Below are 22,440 nucleotides of genomic sequence, written 5' to 3' on the forward strand. Positions count from 1 at the left end.
GATCTCCTTACTGGCCACAATAGTCTGCCACGGCCCCTTTGACCAATGTGTCCGTCATGCCAGCCATCCGCGCGCAAAGGGCTGCCAGTTTATCGGGCGCTTCCTGCGATCCGGCCTCTAGGGCGCGGGCGTAATACTCCGCCGCCGTGGCAGGGACGTCGGCAAAGGTCAGACCGATCTGATCTTCGATGACGGGATCGGTCGACTGGCCGTCATAGACCGTCCCAAAGAGCAACAGAGCCTCCGCATCACCCGCCGCCGCCGCGCGCTCCACCAGACCCAGAGCGGCATCCGCGCTGGCAGAACTGCCACAACCGCGCAGAGCGGTGGCCTGGGCGGCAAAGCTCTCCAACCCCTGCAAGGCGTCGATACCACAGGGATCCGCGGGCGCTTCGGCCACGGGGTCGGGCGTGACCACAGAGGCCGCAGGCGCCGCCACGGGTGTGGGGTCAGCTTCATTCAAGAACCAATAGGCAATCCCCGCCGCAAGCAGCACCATTGCCACGAGGCCGATCCACATGCCTGTCTTGCTGCCCGCCGGTTCCTCCACAGCCGCATCGGTCTGATCCATGGGTTCGGGGTCGGTGACAACGTCCGGCGCATCCGGTTCTGGTTCCGGCTCGGGCATTTTCGCGGTCAGCGTCCCCTGCACCGGCGCGTCTTTGAGAGCGGCTCCCATGATCCCGCCGATCCTGGCCGCGCCCGGTGCGGGCACGATCTCATCCGGCCAACTCACATCCTGTGAGGTATCGCCCACCAAAAGCTTGACGTTGGCGTATTCCTCGATCTGGTTGACGATTTCCGGCCCGATCACCACCCGCACCTGACCGCTCTCGCGCAGAACCGCATAGGGGCCGAACATCACCTTGGTGGCCTGCCAGCCTGATTCCCCCAGATAGCGTTCGGAGTAGTTGTCAAAGACCGCCACCTGCGTGGTCTCCCCCGCGAGGCTCTCGTCGGAGAGGGACAATTCTGCGTATCCGCCACGCGGGTGAGCCGGATCGGGTCTGATTGAAATCACGTGCATCCCTCCTGCAGATCAATGGGGCCTCAGGCCGCCTGATCGGTCTCCAAAGCGCCGACGACCCGACCGATGGCCATATTCTGTTCGATGTTGATCTCGCCCGCGTCGCCATCCTTGGCGTTGCCCACAAAAAGCGCCTCGAGCATGTAGACCCAATCGGTCCAGGTGGCCTCCGCCGCCGCGCGCTGCTCTTGAGGCAGATCGAACGCGGTGTCCGAGGCCGCACGGGGCGCAAAGGCCATCCGGGTGCTGCCGTCAGGCAGTTCGATGGTCGGTCGGTCCTTGTCAGGAAGCCTCTCAGCCCCGAGGGTAAAGACAAACTGGTTGATCGTCTCGGCACAGACAATGGCGGCAGGCGGAGCCTGTTTGTCGACGGTCAGCCCGTAATCAATGGCTTTCAGCAAGCTCTTCATATCCTCAACGACATGCGTGCGCCGGAACCCATGCACCAGTTCGCGCATCAGATCGGCCGCCGCCTCGGCGTTCATGCTGAAGGCTGCCAGCCGGTCAACATCCTCACGCAGCGCCGACAGGTGTTCGATCCAGATATCGATCGCGGTGTTGGCCTGAAACTCTTCGGAGGTCATGGTCCGGATCTTGCTGGCCGCGGTGGCGGTGGCATCGGCGCTGGTCTCTGTCCCTGCCGCTAGAGGCGCAGCCGCACCGGGACGGGCCGGTCTGCCGGGGCGCGACGGGCGTGCCACACCACCAGGCCGGGCGGGCGCGGCAGGGCGCGCAGAGTTGCCCGCCTCCAAACCAGAGGCCCCGACCGCCTGGCTGATCCGAATGGAGCTTGGCACCCGCGCGATACGGTCCTCAATTGCGTCCTGATCCACGCAGAGCGCGTTGATGAACGCCCCAAACCGATGGCTTTGCAGCGTCAGTTCCAGACAGTCGATGATCTCTGCCGCCGCGACCTGCTTTTCCTCGATCCGCGTCTCGATATCGTCAGAGACATAAAGATCACGCAATTCCCCCAGGACATCATTGGTCATCTTGTCAAGCTGCGCAGAGATCTGCGCCAGCTTGCTTTCGGGTTTACAAACCTTGGTCAGCTCCTGCGTGAGATATCCCACACCGCCGTCGTTGAGCGTCAGCGCCGCATCCCAGGCCACCTCGGGCTCTTTGAAATGTGCTTTGACCGTGTCGGTCGACAGGCAGCCCTCTTTCAGCTCGGCAACACGCTCAAGCTTTTCGGGGCGGATTTCCTTTTCGGTCTCGTCGCCGTTGTAATTGATCAGCCCTTCGACAAAGTAGTTCGGATTGCGCAGCCAATAACAGTTCTGAAAGGGATGCCCCGGCGTCCATTTATGCACCCAACTGTCGCGCAGCTTGCCAAAGGCTTTGAGCAGGGAGGCATCCATGCGGCGCTCGAACCGTTCCGTCGCCGAACCGCCCGAGGCGCTTTCGCCCAAGTGTTTGTCGAACTTCGTCATCACGAAAAACAGGATACAGTCGTTCTTGGCGCGTTCCTGCGGGGTGGCCCCATGGGTCATGGAAATCCAGTTTTCCACCAGCCCCGGCAGGCTCACGGTGTCCATATTGCTGTCCGGCACGCAGAGCAGCATCGAGGTGATCTCCTGATTGGCCACGTAGCGGTCAAAAAGATAGGCGACCTTGCCGCGCAGCAGCATGTTGGTCACGCCTTCCTCGGGGTTTTCCAGCGTCTTGCTCAGCGGCAGTTCAAAGCGGTTGCGCGCGCCGGGAAAATCCAGAAGGTCGGTTTCCCCGAAGAAATCTGAGGGCTGCTCGGCCATGGGAAAGACCAGCTCCGCCGCCAGCGCGCAGACCACGGCGCGGTTCATCTGGGCGACCTTGCCACCGGGTGTGCGGATGGGCAGCAGATCCTCGTTTTCCGGTTTGAAGAGCCCGCTCAGCGTGTTCACATCGATGATCGAGGTCTCACGCGGTTGCAGCGCTTCAAGTGGCGCATAGACCTCGTCGGCATTGCCAATCAGCGTCAGCGCCGAGGCGAGCTTGATGTAGAGATCTGTCAGCGGCTGATACCCGCCCCAGAGGATAGACAAAAACGCCCCCCTGTCCGCCACGGACATCCGGGGGGCCAGGCTTGCGGCCTCGTCCCAGAACCCGCGCAGGTGGCTTGCATAGGCCACTTTGCCAAAGGTGTTTTCGACGTATTCGGCAATCTCGTAGATTTCCTCGAACGACAACCCCGGCACATCGCCGGCCCCCGCTTTGCCGGTGTGTTCGGCAAAATGCGCCTTGAGATCGCCAGGCTCCGGCGGGGCCTCAGACTGATCGCCATCCTCGAAAAAGCTGTTGATGATGGTGCGCGCGATATCCGCCTCGCTCAGCAGGTTGAGCTGGATGGGAAAACCGTCCGGTGTCGCCGTCTTGGTCATCGTGAACCGCGTCACAAGGCCGGTGGATTCGCCATCCCCCGCCGGGTTGACCTGGCTGATGTAATCCAGGCGCCCGCCGGGTCCGTTGAAATCTGCCGCCAGCCGACCGTCCTGCGGGCGCGCCAGAACAGAGACCAGAAACGACTTGCCCGCCTGACTGGGGCCAAACACACTCACCGACATGTTGGTGCGCGCGGATTTGCCCAGCCGTTCGGCACGGCGCGCGCTTTTGCGCAGCAGCTTGGTCAGGGTCTTGTGCTTGGGCCCGACGGTTTCGGCGTTTTGATCGTGATTGACCCAATCCAGCGCGTCCCGCGTCAGCCGCGCGACCTCGACACATCTGTCGGACAAAGCATTCTGTTCAGTCATCGCTACACACCGTTCCTTGGTCTTCCGTTTCCGCACTCATATTCTATAGACCCCGGTATCGATCCAGTAGTCATCGTCAAACCCAAGGGTCTGAAGTTTCAACGACAGATCGCTTGGTTTCATCTCATCACCTTCACCGTCCAGCAGCTCGCTGATCTTGAAGGCTTCGCGCAGGCTTTCGCGGCGCAGCTTGGCCACGGAGGTTTGCGCCTCGTCATCATCGCCTTCGTCCTTTTCAAGCGTGACCTGAATGGGGGAGGGGCGTTGCTGCGCGCCGGTGTTGGCGAAGTCGAGCCGGAAAAGCGGCGTGGTGGTCCAGCGTTCCAGATCAAGTTGCCGCGCGCCGATGTGCACGGGCGAGAACATCTGCAACGTGGCGGTCTGATCGCCTGACCGGCCCTTTTTGTCGAGGTCGATGTCGGAAAACAGCACCCGTTCGCGCAGGATCTGTCCGTTGCGGTCCATCTCACCGATGAAGCGCGCGGTGGAGCGCATCTGGAAAGCCTCCGTTGTCACCTTGAAGTTCGGGATGCGGCTCTCTGACAGGGTGATCAGCATGCCCCCGACCGCCACCGTGGATTTCGGATCGCCAATGCGCTGCGTGATCGGATCACGGAAGGGATACCAGCGCCCGGTCTTGTACTTGTGCATCGAGATCAGGCGATGTGGCGGCACCACCAGCATCTCTTCGACAATCGAGCGCACCGCAGGCAAGCGCGAGGGCCGCCCCGTCAGCAGCACGATGTCACAGCCCAGATGGTCGATGACCTCGCACATGTTGCTGAGCACCTTCTGGAACACCTCGCGGCTGATCGCGTCGACATCTTCACGCGACGTGCTGAGGACCATATCCGCCAGCCGCCAGCCCTCCGCACCGCAGTCCGCTGCCGCGCGTTCAAGGTATTGCAGTACCTCCAGCGGGGTGTAATCGGCCAGTTCCTCTTCGGTCGCGTCCTCGCCGGGCACATCAAGGCCCAACACCTGCGCCGGGTTCAGATCAATGCGGTCAAACTCTTCGGAACCCTCGGAAACAGACAGGATCGCCTCGGCCAGAGGGACCAGCACACGCACCGAAAACTGACGGCGGCGCTGCACGGCCTGCTGGTCCTGACCGCCCCGGTCACCGCCGAAAAGCTCGCGCATCTTTTCCGCCACATAGCGGCCCCCCGCATGCTCGATGCTGTCCTGCAGACGCGGGATCACGATGGCGCTGACCACCCGGTGCACCAGGTCATCACCCGCGACGCGAAAGCCCTCGCGGAAGGTCTGCTCCGGATGCAGCACGCGGTTGGCCTCACCCCGGTAGGTCGTGATCATCAGGTCCGTCGTGCCGCCGCCGATGTCGATACAGGCCAAGCGCAAAGTCGGTTCCGGCGCCGTGTGTCCTGCGGGTTGCCGCGCCTTGCCCTTGAGCTTGAGGAAGGTGTCGATGCGGCCTTCGAACTTTTGTGTCAATTCGCTGTAGAGATACACAAGCTGCGTACAACTCGCCTCGTCCCACTCGATGATCAGTTCCGGCCTGCGCGAGATCGAACTGTCGCCCTCACCGATCCCCAGCATCGACCAGACAAGCTGAAGCGCCCCCGCCGTGCGCGACCGCATGATGGCTTGTTCCTGGATCGAGGTGGCCGTGGGCAGGCTGAGGATGATCCGGTTGAGTCGGCGCGGCAGGTCGCTCTGTGCGCGCCGCGCGCGGGACGCGGGATCATTCACCTGAATGAGCGCATGGGCGATGATCTCGGCCAGCATGAACCCAAAGAGCGAGGAGCGCGAGAACTGCGGACGGATCGCAGGTGTCAGGCTGGCCGTGCCCGCCCGTCGCAGACCGTTCTTGATGTCATAGCGTAGCTGCTCCAACACATCGCCCGCCTCATTGAGGTGGCGCATGGCGGCCCGCACCGCCTTGGGCAGGTTGTTGGGGTCCATGTGGTTGTGAAACCGCCAATCCTGCGACACCGCCGCATCGTCCCAGAGATAACGTTTGGGTGAACTGAGCCCCGAGATCGTCTCGGTCCCCGCTTCGCCCTGCACCAGACGCACCGCTTCGGGGCCCAGACGCACGAAGCTGGGCCAGAGAAACCCGTTGCGCCGCCCCGACCGGCTGGCATAGCGGTCATCGCCAAAGCGCAGTTCGGCAAACTCCACCCGGCTCTCGAAGAGGCCCGAGTATTGAAATTCAGGCCGCGACAGATCACGGATTTCCAGCGGGAAGGAGCGGGCGAGGTCCACCCGACTCTCGCCCGCGAATTGTTCGATCAGGATGCCGCAGGTCCGGCTGTTGCCAATATCCAGCACCAGATCGACCGACACCGGCGTGACCGCGTCGCGTTCGGCCACGGTGTTGACAAAGCGCATCTTGGGCGGGCGCACAGCGGTCTGAATGAGCTTGAGATAGGCCAGATAGCGTGCCCAATGCTCAAACTGATGCGGCAGGTTTTCCTCAAGGATTTGCCGCCCCGGACGCTCGACCCGCTTGAAGCTCATGAAAAGCTCCTTCAGCCAGTCCGACACCCAGAGCTGCAAGTCGATTAGGCTGCCGTCTTCGGCCTTTTCCAGACGACGCAGGAACCAGTCCATGTCGCCCGGATCAGATACCAGCCTGAAATCGCGCGGCTTTTCCGCATCGGCCACCTCGGGCGCGATGTAATGGCCCGGGTGGCCGCTGGCCATCAGGTTGGTGTCGAGCGCAAGCTGCACCCGGTGGCTGTGGCCGGTCTCGGGGTCTGCCTCTTCCAGCTCGACGACGCGCATCCGCGCCCAGCTTGACGGGCCGGGATCAAAGCGTTCCTCGCCGCTGGGACCGCGCTGGCTTTTCATCCGCAGCACCGGCACGGGGACCCATTTTTCCAAAAACGGCTCAAGCGCGGCAATCGGGCGGACCGAATAGGCATCATCCGTCTCAAGCGAGGCTTCGAGGATCGGCATATCGCGCTCTTCGTTGCCGCTCAGCGGGATCAGCGTGCGCTCCACCTCGCCTGCCTCTTCACGGGTCACGCGTTCAATGAACTTGGAGGCCTTGACCTCAAGCGCATCCAGATCGAACCCGAAATCGAGGATTTGCGCCCCGCTGTAAGGCACGAGAGCGATCTCATCCCCGAAATCGACCAGCTGTTTTAATCTTCCGACACGTTCTTCAAACATCATTTTCCCTTGTATCGGTACGTATACTGCCAGTTTTCATCGCTGGCAGAAACAGTGCCTTTTTGCGTGGTCACACGATCCCCCTCGCGCACCTGAAGCGTGAAGCTGACCGGCCCCGTGCCTTCGCGCTGGCGGTAAAGGTTCACCCGCACCCGGTAGTCGCCCGGAAACGGGTTGGTGAAATAGGTGTTCTCCACCGGGTTCGGCACAACCTGAAACCCGTTCATGTCGAGATCCATCGCGCCGTTACACCGGGCCTTGTCGAGGAAGAACAAGGTCTCGTTTCGGGGGCAGGTGGTGTGCAGGTCAAGATCGTCCGTGCCCTCCCAGATCAGCGTAAAGGACAGATCGCCGCGCTCTGCCCCGGCCGCTTCGGCGCGGTCGTCCACCTCGGGATCGATGGGCAGGCTGGGTTGAATGCCCGTGGGCGGCGGCACCGCGACCTGGGGTTCAGGGATCGGCAAGAGCGCGAAATCCGGCTGGCACAGGCGGTCCTGGATGCCGATCTCCTTTTGTACCAGGGCGATCTGATCTTCGAGCAAACTGCGCTCTTCCTGCAAAGTGTCGGGGACCACCTCGACCTTTTCGCAGGTATTGGGCAACCAGGAGACACGCAGCGCGCAGGGTTCGATCAGCAAGGCGATGACCGCGGCAATCAACAGCGCGAGAAGCGCCCAGCCCAGCCAGACCAGCCACCACCAGAGCGGGCTGACCCCTGCGACCGGAACCACGCCGGCAGCTGCGGGCGCTAAGAGCGGGGCCGGTACAAACCCCGGCCGCTTCTCCGGTGCGCGGCGGTCCATTCCGGTCAGGACCCCTCGGACGGCCACCTGCTCATCCCGCGTCCAGGCCCAGTTGACCAGCACGGGTTGCGCTGTCCCGCCCGCCTCCGGCGCGATCACGAAAACGGCGGTTTCGTCCGGGATTTCCAGCGCGTTGGCCAGCGCCTCCCCGAGGCGCTGGTCGTCCGGTAGCTTGCTGGCCAGAAGCTCATCCGCCATGCCCTTGATGTCAGACACCAGTTCCGACAGCGTCTCCCGCACAGGCTCGGGCGCGTCCATCTCGGTGAGCGGCACCGCTTTGCCCTCAACGGTGGCATACCAGTCAAACCGGTCGCCATACCGGGTGGCCACCGGCTCTGCAAAGAGCGCGGCATGGCGGTCGCCAAATCGTGCGCGCACCGTGTCACTGACCAGTTCGAACGACCGCTGCGGCGCTGTACCAAGCGGCTTGAGCCCTTCGGTGGAGGTGTTGGTCAGGAAGGATTCGATCATACCGCCCGGCCGCTACTGACTGGATGCCACGGGCAGCGGTGTGGGCCGGGCCACCAACGGTTCGCACACATCGCCCGAGATCACCGGCTGCGCGGGGGTATCCGCCAAAAAGCGTAGCAGATCGTCCGTGGCCAGTGCAAAGTTCATATTGCGTAGTGGCCCCTGCACGACAAAGGTGTTCACCCCGACAACGCGACCGCACATATCAATCAGCGGCCCGCCGGAATTCCCCGTCGAGATCGGCGCGGAATGCACGATGGCGCTGCTTGTCGCCGACAGGGACTGTTCTGTGTTCACGGTGCCATCGGTCACGGTGAGGGCCGGGACCGCCGCGACATTGCCATCCTGCAGCGCCTTGAACTCACTGTCCGTGTTGAGCACATCGCCTGGAAAGCCCGCCGCAATCACCGATTGCAGCCGCATCGATGCATCGCTCTGCCAGATCGAGTAAAACGGCTGGTCGACCCCTTCGACACGCAGCAGGGCGAAATCAGCGCCGACCTCGCGCATCGGACCGAAGGATTTCAAAATCTCCACACGTTTCAGGCCACCCATGGACTTGTTCGTCACAAAGATATTGTCCGAGGTGGCCCCTTCGATGACATGGTAATTGGTGACCATCAGGTCGGGGGCGATGAAAAATCCTGTCCCCACACCCATGCCCTGCTCGATGCCGACAATCACCATGGCGGTGCGATCATCAATATGCCGCAGCAGACTGGCGGTATCGGTGACCTGGCCGGCTTCTCCCGGCACCACCACGCGCTCAGGTGCAGGCGGCAGCACCGGCGTGCTGTCCGCCTTGAGAACCTGACCGCCCTGCGCTCTGCCCTGGTTCAATTCCGGCGGCAACAGACCCTCTATCGTCAACCCATCCGGCATCAGCAAGGTGCCATCCGCCCGGCAAACCGCCCCGTCCAGGGCAAGGGTCAGATCGTTCAGCCGCGCCTCAAGCGCGCGATTGATCTCGCGCGCGGCACGCAGGGTTTCCTCGTCCGCGATCACGGGTTGCGAGCCGTCATCCGCAAAAATCCGGTTGCCAGGCACCAACAACCAGGCCAAGGCACCACCAAAGAGCAGCAGCAAAACCACCAGCGGAACCCAGGCCAGCAAGGGCACCCGACCCCGTGGCGGCGGGTCAGACGGAGGGGGGGCCGATACGTCCTCTGCCCCTCCCGTCGCGGCTTCTTGACCTTGGTCCACCCCGCCGGATCGCGGAGCGATAGCCGCTGCCTCCGTTGCACTTGCCGCCGCAGTCGCGGCAGCCGGGGGCACCGTGGCCGCTGCCGCCGACGCAGCGGCGAGGTCCGCGCGTTTCTGATCCTGTTCGGCTTCGGTAAGCGGTGGCGCTGCGGCCATCGGTAGATAAGCCCCGAGCGTCTTTGCATAATGCGCGGCCCGCGTGGCGGCATCCGTCCCGTCCTGCGGCATCAGCCCCCAGTTGACCAGCACCGGCTGCCCCTCAACCGACCAGATATCGGCAGCACTGCCGATATGCAGAGCAGCAGCGATCTGCGGACCAACATCCGGATCGCTTATCAACCCTTCCAACGCTTGCAGACGCGCCGTGAGAATCGCCCCCACCTCTTGCTGACCTGCGGCATCGAGTTTTGTAATCGGCACCCCCTGCCCGACACGGTCGCTGTACCAGGAAACGGTTGAGGCGGCCTGATCGTTACCCTTGCTGACCAGCGGCTCGGCGAAAAGTTTCGCAACATCCGGACCCGCCTTAGCGGATACCTGCGCAAAGAAGTCCTCATAGCGCTCCAAAGCAGGCGCGCCCGCGACGACAATGCAGCGCCCCAGATCGATGCGTGACTTGGTCAAAAAGTGTTCAGCCATTATTGGCTCCAAATAATATCTGGCGCGGTATGTCGCCCCAACGTCAAACCAATGCCAACTTAGCCAAGGCCCGTGACGGTCGCAAAAAAGCCCAAAGATTTATCAAAATCAGGCGCCTACCATCGCGCCTCCTCTTGCTACACTCGCTCCCGCAGGCACAGATAACGGCATAAAAAATTCAACGTCAATCCGAGTCTCGCCCAGCTTTGGTCGGTCGCAAATCTGCGCGCAGGCGTTTTTTGCACCTACTGCCCGATCCTGTTCTCGCATTACAAGAAACTTCCCTGCCTGCGACCCGCCCGATGAGGATGCTGGATAGAATAGGCTCAGATTTCGCGCCAAATGCGTCCGCAGTCGGCGTTCAAACGCCTGAAAATCCGATCACATCACCGTATCAGGGCAAAAAACCAGTGCAGCTCAGGGCAGAATCTGATTTAATTACGCAAACGCATATGTTTCAGCGGGGTTTAGGTATGAAGAAGAGAAATGGTATCACGGGCGCATTGGCCGCAGCGATGATTTTGACATCCAGCGCGTCCATGGCGGACAGCACCTTGGGCGGCTTTGTTGCCGGTGCGGCCATTGGGGCTCTGATCAACAATCAGGTCAACAAGAACAAGCAGCAACGACAGCAGCAGCGCAGCACGACACAGCGGTCTTCGAGTGCAAACAGCTTTCAGCGTCAGCAGAACCGCGAAGTTCAGGCCGCCCTGAACGGGTTCGGCTTTCCGGTCGGTGCTGTCGATGGAGCCTTGGGCCAACGGTCCCGTGCGGCGATTTCAAACTATCAGTCCTACATGGGCTATCAGCCCACCGGCTATCTGGATGATTTTCAGCGCCAGAACCTTGTCGGCGCACACCAGCGGCTGCAGGCCGGCGGCGGTGCGGCCTATCCTGAGGTTGTTGCCAACGAAGGCACCAAGGGCCTGCTGAAAGCTTTCTCGGATCCGACCTATGCGAACCGTTACCGGAACAACGGGGTTCAATCCGCCTCTCTGCAAAACAACAACGCTTTTGCGGATCAAGGCCAGTCCAACAGCGCCGGCGCGGCGCAGGCGGCTACCCCGACAATTGCACCGCTTGATCTGTCCCTTGGTCAGGCACCGACCTCCATGGCCAGCCATTGCGAGTTGGTTGTTGGCATGACCCAGGCCAATCAGGGTGTGGTACTGGCCACGAACATCAGCGACCCTGAACAGGCACTCGGGGAGCAGTTCTGCGAGGCGCGCTCCTTTGCCATTACTCAAAGCCAGGGATTGATGTCACAGGCCCGCCAGACCGAAGATCAGGTTTCCGCCGCATGTTCGCAGATTGCCGATGCGATGTTGCCCGCAAGTGCACAGATCAGCACGGCAGATGTGAAACTGGTTGCAACCACCGCCCAGGGCATTGCGAACGGTATCTTTAACAACGATATGGCCACCGCGTCGGGCTACGGTCAGATTTGCCTCGGCCTGGGCTACCGGCAGGATGACGCAAAGATGGCGCTGGGTGCAGCGACAGTGATGTTGGCGACGGGCCAGATGCCCTATGCCGAAGTGATGGGGCACCATCTGCGCTGGGGCTTCGGCACCACGCGGTCGGCTGAGGCCTCCAATGCCTGGTATGACACTGCGCTGACAGTAATGGAGCAAGGCGCGCAACCTGTGTTCGTACCCAGTAAAACGGCAGAGCGTAACGCGATCATCAAAGCCTCCATCGAGGCACCCACAGGTGGTATTCCTCCGTTGCAATCGGCAGGAAACGGCGGGCTTTCCCTGCCTGCGTTAAACCTCGGCAACAACTGATCCAAAACTTGATCTAACAAAAAAAGCCCGCTGACCGACGTCAGCGGGCTTTTTCATGAAAGACCCCTTTCAGGGTCAGGCCTGTCTCTTCAAGCTGTCACGAATTTCCAAAAGCACTTCCAGTTCTGTCGGATCCGCCGGCGCTTCTTCTGCGACTTCCTTTTCGCCCTCTGCGGCGTCTTTGACACGGTTCACCATCTTGACCAGCATAAAGACGACAAAGGCGATGATCAGAAAGTTGATAACGGCCATGATAAAATTGCCAATTGCAAAGACCGGTGCACCGGCATCCGTTGCAGCAGCCAGGGACGCATAGCTTTCTCCGTCCAACGCATAGAACCAGCCGGAAAAATCGATGCCACCGGTAAAGAGAGCAATAAAGGGATTAACAAGATCGGCAACGAGCGAGCTGACAATCGCTGTGAAAGCGGCACCGATAATGATGCCCACAGCCATGTCCATGACGTTGCCTTTGGCGATGAAGTTTTTGAATTCAGATAGCATTATGCACCTCGCAATGTTTCATTTTGGCCATTCAATTGACCTTATGTGCGCCAGTTAACACATGGCTGCGCAAATGAAGTAGTGTTTTTCCAAGCAAAAACATGAACTGTCTGCTCCAAAGCATAAGGAGAGACCTGATGACCGAGCTATCCACACATCCGATCAACAATAAGTGGCCGGCAAAAGACCCCAAGCTGCTACAGCTTTACTCGTTTCCAACGCCAAATGGGGTCAAGGTCTCAATCGCGCTGGAAGAGATGGGCATCGCCTACGAGGCGCACACGGTGACGCTGTCCGATACGGATGTAAAAAGCCTGGAATTTCTGGCACTCAACCCCAACAACAAAATACCCGCGATCATTGATCCGAACGGCCCCGACGGCGGGCCTATCGCCCTGTTCGAAAGCGGTGCGATCCTGATCTATCTCGCGGAAAAGTCGGGAAAGTTGCTGGGCTCAACCGCGCATGAAAAGGCACAGATCATCCAATGGCTGATGTTTCAGATGGGTGGTTTGGGCCCGATGTTTGGCCAGCTGGGCTTCTTCTTCAAATTCGCCGGATCCGAGTGGGAGGACAAGCGCCCCCAGCAGCGTTACATCGACGAGGCCAGGCGGTTGCTCTCGGTGCTGGACAGGACCCTGGACGGTAAGGAGTGGATTGCCGGGCCTTATTCTATCGCCGATATTGCCATTGGCCCCTGGGTTAACGCGCTTGATTTTTACGGCACCAAAGCGGTGACGGGTTTTGCGGAGTACAAGAACGTCGTGACCTATCTCGACCGTTTCATGGCGCGGCCTGCGGTTGTCAAGGGACGGCAAATTCCACCAAGAACCCCCTGATGACATAGGCGGGTCTTACCCCCGCCTTTTTTGTCATTCAAACGGTGAGCCGGGCACGATCAGGCTGGAAGCTGCCCGGTCAGGACGTAGCGCAGTATTTCAACAACCTGTCCGGGGTCCTGCGCCACTGCCAGAGCAGCGGCGTCGACCTCTTTGAGGGCATGCGCATGGTCGGGACCGTGGAGGATAATCAGCGACTTGCCCAAAGCCGCTGCATATCCGGCATCAAAGGCCGCATTCCACTGCTTGTACTGCTCCCCAAAGTGCACCACGACAACATCGGCATCAGCGATGCCTTTGCGTGTGCGGATCGCGTTGACCATGGCGCCCTTATGGTCATGCCAGTATTTGTTCTCTTCCGCACCGAGGATTGCCACCCCGCAATCGTCACTCGCGGCATGATCCGTAACAGGGCTGCTGAAACGCACATCCAACCCTTTGGCCCCTTCGGTGATTTGTTCGCGCCAATCGGTGTGAATTTCCCCTGACAGGTAGACTTGCAGTGTCATTTTGGTCCTCTTTCATCTCCCAAGGGGAGCGGCTTCAAGCCCCCAGTCTGAATAAGCCAGCCCTCGCAGGCAAAATGTCCGGCGCACGATCAGGCGCGCAGGACACCCCCGGTGGCCTTTGTCACCTTATCAACGACTTTGGCGCTGACAGCTTCGATGTCCTGGTCCTTCAACGTCTGATCCACGGGTTGCAAACGCACTGTCAGTGCGAGAGATTTCTTGCCTTCCCCCAGCGATCCCCCGATGAATTCGTCAAAGACGTGCACATCCTCGATCAAGGATTTATCCGCGCCCAGCGCCGCATTGACCAGCGTCAGCGCCTCCACCTCGGCATTGACCACAAAGGCGAAATCACGTTCAACCGCTTGCAGATCACTGATCTGAAGGGCGGCGCGTGTCGCGCCGGATTTGCGCGGCAAAGGCACCTCCTGAGGCCAGAGCGTAAAACCCATCGCCGGACCCTTCACATCCATGGCTGACAGAACGAGGGGGTGAATTTCCCCAAAAACGCCCAGCACCTTTTTGGGACCAAGACAGATTTTTCCATGCCGTCCAGGATGCCACCAGGAGGCCGCATCGCGCAATATCTGAACCCGCGCAGGCGCACCCATCGCGGCCAGAAGGGCTTCGGCGTCCGCCTTGACGTCAAACACATCCACGGCCCGCGAGGCCCCCTGCACATCCTTTGGCCCGGTCCGCCCGACCAACAGACCGCTCAGCAGCAGATGCTGTTCACCCGGTTCGCCGCCTTGAAAGGCAGGACCCACCTCAAAAAGCGCCAGATCATTGAAGCCCCGCGCCTGATTGCGGGCCGCCGCCTGCAAGAGACCGGGCAACAACGCAGGCCGCATGTGGCTCATGTCGCTGCTGATCGGGTTTTCCAGCCGCGTGCTGTCGTCGCCGCCGCCAAAGAGCTTGGCCGACGCCTCATCGATGAAGCTGTAGGTGACACATTCGTTGTAACCCAGCGCCGCGCAGGTCCGCCGCGCGATGGCCTCGCGCCGCTGGATCGGCGACAGGATCGGGCGCGGCACCCCATCGGTCAGGCGCCGCAGCGGCTTGCCCTTGAGCTTGGTCAACGACGCAATGCGCGCCACTTCCTCCACCAGATCAGCTTCTCCCTGCACGTCCGGGCGCCAGCTCGGCACATGCGCCATATTCCCCTCGAGCCGAAAGCCCAGCGCCGTCAGCGTCTGGCGTTGTTCACTCTCGGGGATGTCCATGCCCACCAGCGACCGCACCCGCGCCGCGTCCAGCTTGTAGGCGCGGCTGGTATCGGGGATTTTGCCCGCGACGATCACCTCTGACGGCTCCCCGCCCGCGTGATCCAGGATCATCCGCGTGACCTGTTCGATGCCGTAAGGCGTCCAGGCAGGGTCGATCCCACGCTCAAACCGGTAGCGCGCATCCGAATTGATCTTGAGCGCGCGGCCCGTATAGGCGGTGCGCACCGGGTCGAAATAGGCCGCTTCGATGAACACATTCGTGGTCTCTTCGGTACATCCCGACGCCGCGCCGCCCATCACACCGGCGATGCTCTCCACGCCCTTTGCATCTGAAATCAGCGTCATACCTTCATCGAAGGTATATTCCTTGTCATCCAGCGCCAGCATGGTTTCGCCACCCCTGGCACGGTGCACCCGCAGGGTATCGCCCGCGACCTTGTCCACGTCGAAGACGTGCAGCGGGCGGTTGCGGTCGTAGGTGAAGAAATTCGTCACATCGACCAGGAACGAGATCGGACGCAGGCCAATCGCGCGCAGGGCATCCTGCAGCCACTCAGGGCTGGGGCCGTTCTTTACCCCGCGAATGACACGGCCATAGAACACCGGGCATTGCGCCAGCGTATCCGCTTCGATCGTGACACTGATGGGACAGGGGAAGGTACCCTCAACCCCCTGCACATCGCGGGGTTTGAGCTTGCCGAGCCCGCGGGCCGCCAGATCACGGGCGATCCCGCGCACGCCAAGCGCATCGGGCCGGTTGGGCGTAATCGCAATCTCGATCACCGGGTCCACCTTGGCCGGGTCATGTTCGGCCAGCCAATCGACAAAGCGCTGCCCGACCTCACCCGAGGGCAGTTCGATGATGCCGTCGTGTTCGTCTGACAGTTCCATCTCGCGTTCGGAGGCCATCATGCCAAAGCTTTCGATCCCGCGGATCTTGCCCACACCGATGGTCGTATCGAGCCCCGGCACGTAAACACCCGGCTTGGCCACAACCACCGTGATCCCTTCGCGCGCATTCGGCGCCCCGCAGATGATCTGCTTGACGCCCTCGTCGGTCTCCACCTGACAGACTTTCAAACGATCCGCGTCAGGGTGCTTCTCGGTAGATTGCACGTAGCCGATGGTGAAATCCCGCAGCTTTGACGCGCGGTCCTCGACGCCCTCCACCTCAAGCCCAAGGTCGGTGAGGGCATAGGTGATCTCGTCCAGCGTGGCAGAGGTATCAAGGTGCTCTTTGAGCCAGGAGAGGGTGAATTTCATTTTTAAGCCCTGATAGGAAGCAATTTCGAGTATTCTGTTGTTGCAATTGCCGATTTTTCGAAAACATCTTCTCGCATAGCAATCACAACATCTGACAACAGAGACTTTAGCTTTGCGTTTTCGCGCGGTTCAAAGCCTAAAGAAGTACTATCGGCATATTCGTTGTACGCGGCTAGCGCCATCAGAACTTTATCAGAAGCAAGTACAATCGCTCGAACACGTGATCTCAAATGAGGATCGGTATCTCCGTTTGCAGCATCTACAAGAGAACCAACGAATTCATAATAAAGCTCTCTGCGCTTTAATGTGAGCTCGTGTTGCCGGTCGATCCGTTTTTGGTTCCAGTAGGCCAATGCACCTCCCATAACCACTATTAAAGCGGCAACGAAACTTCCCAAATCAAAAGCAAAACTCACCTGCTCAACCCCCCATGCAGAGTCGGCTGATCGAGGCTTGCAAACCCATAGTGCCGCAACCAACGCAAATCTGAATCGAAAAACGCGCGCAGGTCGGGGATGCCGTATTTCAGCATCGCAATCCGGTCGATCCCCATGCCAAAGGCAAAGCCCTGCCAGTGCTCGGGATCGATCCCACCCGCCGACAGAACATTGGGATGCACCATGCCGGAGCCCAAGACCTCCATCCAGTCATCGCCTTCACCGATCCGCAGCTGACCGTCGACCCAGGAACACTGGATATCCACCTCTGCCGAGGGTTCGGTGAAGGGGAAATGCGACGCGCGGAAACGGGTCTTGATGCCGTCGATCTCGAAAAACGCGGCAAAGAACTCCTCCAGCGCCCACTTGAGGTTCGCCATCGAGATGTCCTTGTCGATCGCCAGCCCTTCAACCTGGTGAAACATCGGTGTGTGGGTCTGGTCGTAGTCGGCCCGGTAGACGCCGCCGGGGCAGATGATCCGCAACGGCGCGCCCTGCGCTTCCATGGTGCGAATCTGCACCGGGCTGGTGTGGGTGCGCAACACATGCGGCGGGCGGTTGTCGCCCTCGGCGCGGTGCATGTAGAAAGTATCCATCTCGGCCCGCGCGGGGTGGTGACCGGGGATGTTCAGCGCATCAAAGTTGTACCAATCGGTATCGATGCGCGGCCCCTCTGCGACGGAAAACCCCATCTCGCCGAAAATGGCGGTGACTTCCTCTGTCACCTGGCTGACGGGGTGGATTGTGCCGCGCGGGCGCCCACGCGCAGGCAGGGTCACATCCAGCCATTCATCGCGCAGACGTGCATCGAGGGCGGCGTCGGTCAGGGCGGCTTTCTTTGCAGACAAGGCGGCATTGATCTCGTCTTTGAGCGCATTCAGAGCCGGGCCTGCGACCTGCCGTTCTTCGGGGGTCATCCTGCCCAGCTCGCGCATCTTGAGTGCGACCTCGCCTTTCTTGCCCACGGCCGCCAGACGGATTGCCTCCAAAACGTTCTCATCGCCGGCATCTGCAATCTGGCTGAGGTATTTCTGCTTGAGATCGTCCATCATTCACCCGTCGTTTGGTTTGGGCTTTGTCCTAGCAGATGCGACACCAATGACAAGACGACAGCTCAATGCTGGTGGCATTTCAGGAAGGGCCCTAATGTGCCGTCCGAACGCTCTTGCTTAACCGGAAGGTCACGTTTTCGAAATCACGCGGTTTGATCGCAAAACCTGCGGTTGCGGGGCAAAGCTGCCCAGGACTTGAACGTGCCGCCTGTCCGGTTATCGTTGATGCATGAGTGCTCACGCAAATCAGATCATCGACCTTTATCGCCGCCACGCACGTGAATGGACGGCGCGGCGCAGATCAGGTTTCCAAGAGAAAAAATGGGTCGACCCGTTCATCGCACTCTTGCCGGAGATGCCGTCAGTTCTTGACATAGGGTGCGGGTCGGGAGAACCGATTGGCCGTTACTTGTTTGATCGCGGCTGTGCCGTTACCGGGATTGATGCCTCCCCGGAGTTGATCGAGATTGCAAGAGAGAACAACGCGGAGGCCACCTGGCGCGTCTCCGACATGCGTTCTCTCGGGCTGGAGGCCCGGTTTGATGGCATCTTGGCCTGGAACAGCACCTTTCATCTGACGCCCGATGATCAGCGCAAAATGTTCCACATCTTCGCGCGACATGCGGCCAACGGAGCCGCGCTGATGTTTACCAGCGGCCCAAGCTGCGGGGAAGTGGTCGGTGCGTTCGAAGGAGAGCCGCTCTATCACGCAAGCCTGGATCCGGATGAATATCGGGCTTTGCTCAATCAGTACGGGTTTGAAATCCTACAGCATGTCGTTGAAGACCCGGACTGCGGTCTTCAAACGGTCTGGCTCGCCCGGTTCCAGAACAAGGCATAGTGGCAAAAGACAAGCCCGGGCGCCAAAGCATCTCTCCCTTTGGGCTCGATGCGGATGCGCCATCGCTTGGAGAATTCATGATGAGAGAAAAAATAGCCGCACCTGGAAAGGTGCGGCTTGATATCTTTGGGCTGGGCTGGAGAGTTACGCGGCCAGCGCGTCCTGTGCCTGCTTGACGATTGCGCCAAACGCATCGGGCTCGTGCACGGCCAGATCAGCCAGAACCTTGCGGTCCACTTCGATGCCGGCCAGCGTCAAACCGTTGATGAAACGGCTGTAAGTCAGCGCTTCGTCATGGCTGCGCACGGCCGCGTTGATCCGCTGTATCCACAGCGCGCGGAAATTGCGCTTGCGGTTCTTGCGGTCGCGGGTTGCATATTGGTTGGCCTTGTCGACCGCCTGGCGGGCGACCTTGAAGCTGCTCTTGCGGCGACCGTAGTAGCCTTTGGCGGCCTTGATGACCTTCTTGTGACGGGCGTGGGTGACGGTACCACCTTTTACACGGCTCATATCTCTATTCCTTCTGGCTTAACGGTCGTAGGGCATGAAGCCCTTGATGATCTTTGCATCGGGCTCGGACAGGGTTGTCGTGCCGCGCGCGTCGCGAATGAACTTCCTGCTCCGCTTGATCATGCCGTGGCGTTTCCCCGCCTGGCCGCCGATGACCTTGCCAGTGGCCGTCACCTTAAAGCGCTTCTTGGCGCTCGATTTCGTCTTCATCTTGGGCATTTCCGTCTCCTAATCTGTAGATCGGTTTGCGCGCGACTCGGCATGCCACATTGGCCGGTCCCGCAGCGAGAAGCCGCTCTTTAGGCGAAAGCGAATTTGATAGCAAGAGAGAAGCAGGGATGCTGCGCCGTTTCCTCGACACATCCCACGCAAACCATTGAATGCCCGGCTGGCGATCAGAGACCGAATGCCAGAACGCGTACCGCGATACTCTCAACGCCTGTTAGTTGCTCTCACGCGAGGCCTGCGCGGACCCGTAAAAAACATTTGGCTGAAGTAATCATCGTGGGGTCGGCATCCCGAAACCGGACCTTCATAAAAAATGCAGGAGCATTCGAGACAGAAATGTCCGTTCGAGCAGAGCTTCTGATAATTACCCAAGGCGCGTCCATCACCGCTTTTCGCAATCGTGGGCCCTTCTGAATCTAGACCCGGTCTGAAAGCATCCTGAACGATTTTTTCTAGAAAACGCGAAAGGCACAAGATTTTGCTCAAACGGATCCCAGCTACCAGCGGAGAAAGAGAAGGGGCGTCAAGTCTAACTCTTTGTGATGAGATGGCTCTCTGGTCCCTTCGCTTCTGCGTAAGCCGCGAAGTCCGCAAAAGGCATCGGTTTGCCGAAGAGAAAACCCTGCGCTTGGGCATGGGGGTGTTGCCTCAGAAAGGCCAGATGCGCTTTCGTCTCCACGCCCTCGCAGAGGAGCGTCATCCCAAGGCTCCGGCTCAGGTCACTGATGGCCGACAGGATTGGTTCCGCCGATGGATCGGTGCCCAAAGCCTGTATAAAGGACTTATCGACCTTGAGCTTGTCGATTGGCAACTGTGAGAGATATCCCAACGAGGAATACCCTGTCCCAAAGTCATCCAATGCCCAATGAACTCCGCGAAACTGTATGTCGCGCATTTTTTCGACAACGTCACTGGTCCCATCGAAGAGAACGGTTTCCGTGAGTTCAAGACACAAGCGCGATGCCGGAAAGCCTTTCTTGTCCAGCAGCTTGCACAAATCGTCTATCAGCCGGTTACCGATCATCTGAACGCCGGACACGTTCACAGCTATGCCCAAGTCACCGGGAAACAGCAGCGTATCCTGAACAGCTTTTTCCAAGACCCAGGCGCCGAGCTCATTGATGAACCCGGTCGATTCGGCGATTTTGATGAATTCATCCGGATAAATCTGACCCAGTGTTTCTGATTTCCAGCGCACCAGCGCTTCTGAGGCGATCAGTCTGAGGTCACTGAGCCGGTGTTGTGGCTGATACCATACCTCAAACTCCTCGCAGTCCAACGCACGTCCCAGCGCACGCTCGATCTTTCTGGACCGGAATTGCCTGCTGGAGAGCGTCGGGTTGTACACCTGCGGCTCATTGGATCCGGCAAGTCGCGCGGCATCAAGTGCTTCTTCGGCCTGGGATAACACATCCGCCGCCGTGACCGCACTGTCCGGGGCAAATGTGGAATATCCAAGTTTGACCCCAACGCGCGCCTTTGCCCTTTCCAAAGAGTAAGGTTCAGAGATCACCTCACAGAGGCGACAGGCGAATGCAGAAGCTTGCGCCTCGTCCAGCGCCATCTCGGAAAAACAGGCAAAGGTATCACCCCCCAGCCGCGCAGCTGCGGAAATCTCCATATCCGCATCCGCCAGTCGCTTCACCACATGCTGTAAAAGCGCGTCGCCAATGGCGCGTCCCAGAACCACGTTGATCGTTTTAAAACGGCTCAGGTTGAACACAAAGATGGCAAAGGGCTCTTGGTCAGACGCGCGAAGGTTCAGGAACTCAAGAAACACGCTGCGCCTGAGCGCGCCCGTGAGCGCATCGTAGCTCGACAAATAGGCAATCTCGCGCTCCTGCTGCCTGATCTTGGTGACGTCCCGCATGGAAAGCGTCGCAATCCGCGTTAAGCGTTCTGGTCCTTTGTCAAACGATACCATTTCGGAACGCGTAACGGTATATTCAAGATGCAGTGGTGCGGCCCTGTTCAAAACCTCATGTTGCCGGACTGTTCGATCCGATTGACCTTCCATCGCGGCCAAAGCGTCGTTTCTCAATCGTTCAGGGAGCAGAAGTCGGCCACCCGAATCAAAGCCAAAGAGATTTGCCGCTGTGCCGCTGTGCATCTGGACCGTACCGGCACTGTCGAGAACGGCAATCGCATCAAAACTGTCATCAAAGACCTGTCGCAACAGCGCCGAGGTGTTCTCGACCTCCTGTCTCTGCCGTTTGATGACCCGTTTGTTGCGGGCCAGCCGCCGCAGCAGCGACCAGCTGCAAAAAGCAAGTAGGCTTGGGTAAAGGGCTGCAGTCGGCACAACGACGGCATTTTGCACAAAAAGAGCGTATGCCGCTGCCTCACTTGCGATCAGCGCAAAGCCTGCTGACGAAATCAAGAGGGAGGGCTTCTGAAAAACCGAGATTTGTAATAGGAGGAGCCCTGCCAAAAGCGACAGTAGTACCCACTCCACAGCGACGGTCGCCGGGACAAGCCCCGCCGCCAGAGTTTCCGCTGCCAAAGCGTGAACCAAAGCGCCGGGAAGGATGCCATGCACAGGAACGGCAAACAAATCACCCAGTTCCACGGCCGAGGCGCCCACGATGACAGAGCGACCAGCAACGAGATTCGTGTCGAATTCACCGGTCGCGACCGCTACGGCCGACAAGATCGGAATTGTTTCGGGTCGAATGGCATAGTTGATCGGAAAACTCCCGACCGTCTCCGAAAAGGAGCCGGTCAATACAGCAGCGGCGGAGGGGAGATATTCATCCTCGATCCTCTCGCCGTATGGGTAGAAGCGAACAGCGCCCTGCCAGTCGCTGAACACGTTGACCAGTGCCGGCCAGCTTCGAGCGGCAAAGAGCTCCAACGGTGCGTTTGTTATTCTCTCGGCCTCCCCGGTGCGACCTGCCTGTCGGAAAACCGGAAGATAGGCATTGCCGGACCGCTCCAGAGCAGACGCAAAGGCGGTGTCACCCGGAGCGTCAGCGGCAAACGCGAAATCAATATCGAAAAAGACATCCACGGCACCTGAGGCCGTCAGATTGTCGAGAATATCTGCATGGACCCGACGTGACCAGGGCCATTCACCTAAGTTGCGGATCGACGCCGCGTCGATTGCGACAAAAACGAAATCACCAGAAGCAGGCCGTTCTGCATGAGCCGACCGAAAGTCCTCCAATCGATCGTTCCAACCCTGTAGAAAACCGCCGCGGTCCAAAAAATAGACTGCGGCGGTGATCAGAT

General features: G+C 59.9%; 16 protein-coding genes. 3 read left to right on the forward strand and 13 right to left on the reverse strand.

Annotated features, from left to right (window positions below; genetic code table 11):
- Positions 1-7: 7 nt before the first annotated feature.
- Genes H7847_RS05325 through H7847_RS05345 form a run of 5 tightly spaced genes read right to left on the reverse strand, consistent with a single transcriptional unit; the run spans position 8 to position 10,013 of the window.
- The gene (locus H7847_RS05325; RefSeq protein WP_227268348.1) at positions 8-1,021 is read right to left on the reverse strand and encodes a flagellar basal body-associated FliL family protein; all 1,014 of its coding nucleotides are present in this window, start codon (positions 1,019-1,021) and stop codon (positions 8-10) included.
- 29 nt (positions 1,022-1,050) lie between these two features.
- A complete protein-coding gene (locus tag H7847_RS05330) occupies positions 1,051-3,756 on the reverse strand; it encodes a putative virulence factor (RefSeq protein ID WP_227268349.1) in 2,706 nt (901 codons plus the stop codon).
- A 36-nt stretch (positions 3,757-3,792) separates the two neighbouring features.
- Positions 3,793-6,897, reverse strand: a complete 3,105-nt coding sequence (locus H7847_RS05335; RefSeq protein WP_227268350.1) for a virulence factor SrfB — start codon at positions 6,895-6,897, stop codon at positions 3,793-3,795.
- Positions 6,897-8,171 (reverse strand): hypothetical protein, encoded by a 1,275-nt coding sequence (locus tag H7847_RS05340; RefSeq protein ID WP_227268351.1) that lies wholly within the window; start codon positions 8,169-8,171, stop codon positions 6,897-6,899. The genes H7847_RS05335 and H7847_RS05340 overlap by 1 nt, the downstream gene beginning before the upstream one ends.
- A gap of 12 nt (positions 8,172-8,183) precedes the next feature.
- Positions 8,184-10,013 (reverse strand): trypsin-like peptidase domain-containing protein, encoded by a 1,830-nt coding sequence (locus H7847_RS05345; protein ID WP_227268352.1) that lies wholly within the window; start codon positions 10,011-10,013, stop codon positions 8,184-8,186.
- A gap of 473 nt (positions 10,014-10,486) precedes the next feature.
- On the opposite strand from H7847_RS05345, the gene H7847_RS05350 reads away from it, so the two are divergent.
- Positions 10,487-11,800, forward strand: a complete 1,314-nt coding sequence (locus tag H7847_RS05350) for a peptidoglycan-binding domain-containing protein (protein WP_227268353.1) — start codon at positions 10,487-10,489, stop codon at positions 11,798-11,800.
- Between the two features lie 75 nt (positions 11,801-11,875).
- Here H7847_RS05350 and mscL read toward each other — a convergent pair whose 3' ends face one another.
- The gene (gene mscL / locus H7847_RS05355) at positions 11,876-12,304 is read right to left on the reverse strand and encodes a large conductance mechanosensitive channel protein MscL (protein ID WP_227268354.1); all 429 of its coding nucleotides are present in this window, start codon (positions 12,302-12,304) and stop codon (positions 11,876-11,878) included.
- Positions 12,305-12,441: 137 nt separating this feature from the next.
- On the opposite strand from mscL, the gene H7847_RS05360 reads away from it, so the two are divergent.
- Positions 12,442-13,143: a glutathione S-transferase family protein gene (locus tag H7847_RS05360; protein ID WP_227268355.1), complete on the forward strand. Its 702-nt coding sequence runs from the start codon at positions 12,442-12,444 to the stop codon at positions 13,141-13,143.
- A 59-nt stretch (positions 13,144-13,202) separates the two neighbouring features.
- Here the strand turns inward: H7847_RS05360 and H7847_RS05365 are convergent, their stop codons facing one another.
- The 4 genes from H7847_RS05365 to pheS form a co-directional block, all read right to left on the reverse strand.
- Complete coding sequence (locus H7847_RS05365; RefSeq protein ID WP_227268356.1) at positions 13,203-13,652, reverse strand: YtoQ family protein; 450 nt, start codon at positions 13,650-13,652, stop codon at positions 13,203-13,205.
- An 89-nt stretch (positions 13,653-13,741) separates the two neighbouring features.
- Complete coding sequence (gene pheT, locus H7847_RS05370; protein ID WP_227268357.1) at positions 13,742-16,141, reverse strand: phenylalanine--tRNA ligase subunit beta; 2,400 nt, start codon at positions 16,139-16,141, stop codon at positions 13,742-13,744.
- A 2-nt stretch (positions 16,142-16,143) separates the two neighbouring features.
- Positions 16,144-16,557: a hypothetical protein gene (locus H7847_RS05375; protein ID WP_227268358.1), complete on the reverse strand. Its 414-nt coding sequence runs from the start codon at positions 16,555-16,557 to the stop codon at positions 16,144-16,146.
- The gene (pheS, locus tag H7847_RS05380; RefSeq protein ID WP_227268443.1) at positions 16,554-17,627 is read right to left on the reverse strand and encodes a phenylalanine--tRNA ligase subunit alpha; all 1,074 of its coding nucleotides are present in this window, start codon (positions 17,625-17,627) and stop codon (positions 16,554-16,556) included. The genes H7847_RS05375 and pheS overlap by 4 nt, the downstream gene beginning before the upstream one ends.
- 232 nt (positions 17,628-17,859) lie before the next feature.
- Between pheS and H7847_RS05385 the strand changes: the two genes are divergently transcribed.
- Entirely contained in the window at positions 17,860-18,471 is a 612-nt protein-coding gene (locus H7847_RS05385) for a class I SAM-dependent DNA methyltransferase (protein ID WP_227268359.1), read from the forward strand.
- A gap of 144 nt (positions 18,472-18,615) precedes the next feature.
- Here H7847_RS05385 and rplT read toward each other — a convergent pair whose 3' ends face one another.
- The 3 genes from rplT to H7847_RS05400 all read right to left on the reverse strand — a co-directional run bounded on the left by rplT (position 18,616) and on the right by H7847_RS05400 (position 22,414).
- Positions 18,616-18,981, reverse strand: a complete 366-nt coding sequence (gene rplT / locus H7847_RS05390) for a 50S ribosomal protein L20 (protein WP_227268360.1) — start codon at positions 18,979-18,981, stop codon at positions 18,616-18,618.
- A gap of 18 nt (positions 18,982-18,999) precedes the next feature.
- A complete protein-coding gene (rpmI, locus tag H7847_RS05395; protein WP_227268361.1) occupies positions 19,000-19,200 on the reverse strand; it encodes a 50S ribosomal protein L35 in 201 nt (66 codons plus the stop codon).
- Between the two features lie 538 nt (positions 19,201-19,738).
- Positions 19,739-22,414: an EAL domain-containing protein gene (locus H7847_RS05400; RefSeq protein WP_227268362.1), complete on the reverse strand. Its 2,676-nt coding sequence runs from the start codon at positions 22,412-22,414 to the stop codon at positions 19,739-19,741.
- Between the last annotated feature and the right edge of the window lie 26 nt (positions 22,415-22,440).

The sequence above is a fragment of the Roseobacter weihaiensis genome, from assembly GCF_020622345.1.
In the GTDB taxonomy this organism is placed as follows: domain Bacteria; phylum Pseudomonadota; class Alphaproteobacteria; order Rhodobacterales; family Rhodobacteraceae; genus Roseobacter; species Roseobacter weihaiensis.

Coding starts and splice junctions, on each gene's coding strand:
- H7847_RS05340 (WP_227268351.1), bottom strand. CDS start 8,171: ATGATCGAATCCTTCCTGACCAACACCTCCACCGAAGGGCTCAAGCCG.
- H7847_RS05330 (WP_227268349.1), bottom strand. CDS start 3,756: ATGACTGAACAGAATGCTTTGTCCGACAGATGTGTCGAGGTCGCGCGG.
- H7847_RS05365 (WP_227268356.1), bottom strand. CDS start 13,652: ATGACACTGCAAGTCTACCTGTCAGGGGAAATTCACACCGATTGGCGC.
- H7847_RS05345 (WP_227268352.1), bottom strand. CDS start 10,013: ATGGCTGAACACTTTTTGACCAAGTCACGCATCGATCTGGGGCGCTGC.
- rplT (WP_227268360.1), bottom strand. CDS start 18,981: ATGAGCCGTGTAAAAGGTGGTACCGTCACCCACGCCCGTCACAAGAAG.
- H7847_RS05350 (WP_227268353.1), top strand. CDS start 10,487: ATGAAGAAGAGAAATGGTATCACGGGCGCATTGGCCGCAGCGATGATT.
- pheS (WP_227268443.1), bottom strand. CDS start 17,627: ATGGACGATCTCAAGCAGAAATACCTCAGCCAGATTGCAGATGCCGGC.
- H7847_RS05335 (WP_227268350.1), bottom strand. CDS start 6,897: ATGTTTGAAGAACGTGTCGGAAGATTAAAACAGCTGGTCGATTTCGGG.
- H7847_RS05360 (WP_227268355.1), top strand. CDS start 12,442: ATGACCGAGCTATCCACACATCCGATCAACAATAAGTGGCCGGCAAAA.
- pheT (WP_227268357.1), bottom strand. CDS start 16,141: ATGAAATTCACCCTCTCCTGGCTCAAAGAGCACCTTGATACCTCTGCC.
- mscL (WP_227268354.1), bottom strand. CDS start 12,304: ATGCTATCTGAATTCAAAAACTTCATCGCCAAAGGCAACGTCATGGAC.
- H7847_RS05385 (WP_227268359.1), top strand. CDS start 17,860: ATGAGTGCTCACGCAAATCAGATCATCGACCTTTATCGCCGCCACGCA.
- rpmI (WP_227268361.1), bottom strand. CDS start 19,200: ATGCCCAAGATGAAGACGAAATCGAGCGCCAAGAAGCGCTTTAAGGTG.